The sequence below is a fragment of the Nonomuraea sp. NPDC001684 genome, assembly GCF_053596515.1.
The window spans coordinates 1-2,934 of record NZ_JBSFGJ010000730.1 but is presented as its reverse complement, the minus strand read 5'-3'; the positions used below and the strand labels follow the sequence as shown (position 1 = coordinate 2,934).

General features: G+C 71.5%; 3 protein-coding genes. All 3 read right to left on the bottom strand.

Going from position 1 to position 2,934, the window contains the following annotated elements; translation table 11 throughout:
* Positions 1-66: 66 nt before the first annotated feature.
* Positions 67-1,578 (bottom strand): nitrilase-related carbon-nitrogen hydrolase, encoded by a 1,512-nt coding sequence (locus ACWCSD_RS50835; protein ID WP_449926785.1) that lies wholly within the window; start codon positions 1,576-1,578, stop codon positions 67-69.
* 144 nt (positions 1,579-1,722) lie between these two features.
* Positions 1,723-2,337 (bottom strand): TetR/AcrR family transcriptional regulator, encoded by a 615-nt coding sequence (locus ACWCSD_RS50830; RefSeq protein WP_387680773.1) that lies wholly within the window; start codon positions 2,335-2,337, stop codon positions 1,723-1,725.
* 45 nt (positions 2,338-2,382) lie between these two features.
* Positions 2,383-2,691, bottom strand: a complete 309-nt coding sequence (locus ACWCSD_RS50825) for a DUF6653 family protein (protein ID WP_397162959.1) — start codon at positions 2,689-2,691, stop codon at positions 2,383-2,385.
* Between the last annotated feature and the right edge of the window lie 243 nt (positions 2,692-2,934).

The following is a 2,934-nucleotide window of genomic DNA, read 5'->3' as shown; positions in this document are numbered from 1 at the left end:
CCGACGTCCGCGTCTTCGCGTTCCGCGCCCGTGGCATCATCGCACCTTCCTCCGCAAATCCCATGGTCAGCCCCGGTACGCGGCCCGCCGGAGCACGGCGAGCCCGGTCAACCCGGCCAGGGCGGCCGCGCACAGCCCGGCGAACAGATCGCCGACCAGGCCGTACAGCGTCCAGGCGCCGCGGGTCGGGACGGAGACGACCATGCTCTGCCGCACCGTGCCGAAGTAGTTCGCCCTGGCCAGCGGGGTGCCGTAGGCGTCGACGGTGATCGCCAGGCCGTTGCTGGCCGTCCGGACGAGGCTGTAGCCGTTCTCCACGGCCCGGAACACCGCGTTCGCCGCGTGCATGCGCTCGATGCCCTTCCAGTCGTTGGCCGGCACGAACATGACGTCGGCGCGGGTGCGCAGCGTGGCGGGGAAGTCGGCGTCGAAGCAGATGACGTGGGCCAGCCTCCCGTACGGCGTGCCGGTCACCGGCACGACCCCGTCGCCCGGCCGCAGGCTCTCCATGCCGGGCACCGGATGCGCCTTGTCGAAGACCGACGCCACCCGCCCCTCGGGGGTCACCAGCACGGCCAGGTCGCGGGAGCGCGGCTCCCCGTCGAGGACGACGGCCACCCCCATGTCGAGATAGACGCCCTTCTCCCTGGCCAGGTCCTGGGCCTTGCGCAGGAAGCCGGGGTAGTCCTCGCCGAGCACGACCGCGGCGGTCTCGGCCCAGGCCACGATCCGGGCGCCGCCGTCGGCCTCGGTCCGGGTGCGGGCGAACAGGTCGTCGTCGATCACCGCGAACGCCTTGCGCAGCGTCGGCTTCTGCTCGGGCAGGACCTGCGGGGTGTGGAAGTTGTCGATCTCCCGCATGCGCTTCTCGGCGGCCGGCGAGGCGCTGATCCCGGCGACGCGCACCAGCTCCGGCGCGACCGGCCCGGCCGCCAGCCGCAGGCCGCCGCCGAGCAGCACCGGGACGAGCACCGAGACGTACGTCAGCGTGACGCCCCGGACCGACGGCCAGGCCACCCGGCGTTCCAGCAAGAGGTTGACGACCGGCGCGGCCCACGCCATCAGGAAGCTGATCCCGTAGACGCCGGTGACGGACGCCGTCTGGAGCAGCGGCAGGTTCGCCGACTGCGTCGCGGCCAGCGGCCCGAAGATCGTGCCCAGCGGGCTGACCGTGGCGATCAGGAACTCGGCCGTCACCCGGGCGGCCGGGAAGACCAGCGTGCCGGCGATCGGGCCGAGCCGCCGGACGAGCAGCCGGTCGGCCAGCAGCGGCAGGCTCAGGACCAGGCTGAGCAGCAGACAGCCGAGCAGGATCGGCGGGACGGTGAGCCCGCCCGCCGCCGCGACGAAGACCACCGTCGTCGCGGCGGCCGACAGGCCCACGGCCGCGAGCCCGGCCGGGACGCCCGAGCTGCGGGTGAAGCGCATGAGGCCGATGGAGAACAGCCATCCGGCCAGCGGGACCGACCATTCGCTGTTCGTCCCGAACAGCCCGAGCACGATCCCCACCGCCAGCCAGGCGTATTTTCGCCGGCCGCCGGCCAGGTAGGGGATTGTCGTGGTTGCGGTGTTTGCCATGCACAGGAGCCTCGCCGATCGCGCGGCGGCCGCCATTGCGGCTGACTCTCGACTCCCCCTGTAGTTATCTCCACCCCCGGGAGGCCATCTGCGGGGAGGCCATCTGAGGGGAGGCCGTCTGCGGGGAGGCCATCTGCGGGGAGGTCAGCCGCCGGGACGGGCCAGCCCCGCGGCGACGATGTCGATGAGCAGGTCGATGATCCTGGGGTGCAGGTCCGGGTCGCCGAGCCGCTCGGCGAACATCGGCACCAGCAGCACGCACTGCAGCACGCCGATGATGACCGCGGGCTCGGCGTCGACCAGCTCGCCCGCGGCCCGGCGCGCGGTGACGTACTCGGTGAGGGCGGCAGCCGGGCTGCCGGACATCGCGGCGACCCGTTCGGGGTCGAGCTTGCGGGCCACCGCCTGCATCTCCTCCGGATGGGTCATCAGGCGACGCCACAGGGGGTTGACCGACAACTCCTCGACGGTGGCGTGCAGGAACCGGCGCAGCGCCTCGCGCGGGTCGTCGGCGCTCATCAGCGCGCCGTCGATGACCCGCCGCCGCACCTCGCCGGTCTGACGCAGCATCAGCTCCAGGTACAGCGCCTCCTTGGAGTCGAAGAAGACGTAGAAGCTGCTCTTGGCCACCCCCGTGGGAGCCATCAGCTCCTCCAGGGAGGTCTTGCGCAGCCCCTGGCCGGTGAACAGCTTCTCGCCGTTCGCCAGCAACAGGGCGGTGATGCGGGCCTTCTCCTCTGCGGTGAACGCGGGCGGCATCGGGGACAACCTTCCTGCACGACCAGTTATGCCGATCAGATGTTGTCACGAACCCGCGGCGGCGGCGCGGCGCAGGCCCTCCTCGTGGATGGCCACGAAACGGTCGATCTGCCACAGCGCCCAGCTGCGCGGCTCGTGCACCGGTGCGAACGCGTGGGGGTTGAGCCACATCCAGATCACGCCCGCCGCGATCGGGGCCAGGGACCACCAGCCGAGCGCCTCGCGGAAGTAGATCGGCAGCAGGATGGGCGCCAGCCCGGCCATCCGGGTCCACACGCTCCACGGGTTGGCGTGCCGCTTCCATGCCTCGTCGTCGAGTCCGAATGTGGCGGCCGCGGCCTGGGTGAGCTTCATCGTCGCTCCTTGCGGGGAGGGCTGGGACCTCTCCGGCGTCCTAAATTCATAAAACCAGCTCAGAGTTTTGTTTTCAACTGGCCTGGGATGATAGAAAACGATCATGACCCGAACATTCCTGCGGCCCGACGACGTGCGCGACCTGGTCGCCGAGCAGTTCGGCGCCGACCGGCGGCCGGCCGCGCTCGACCGGCTGACCGGCGGCAGCAAGAAGGGCGTCTACCGGCTCCGGCTGGACGACGC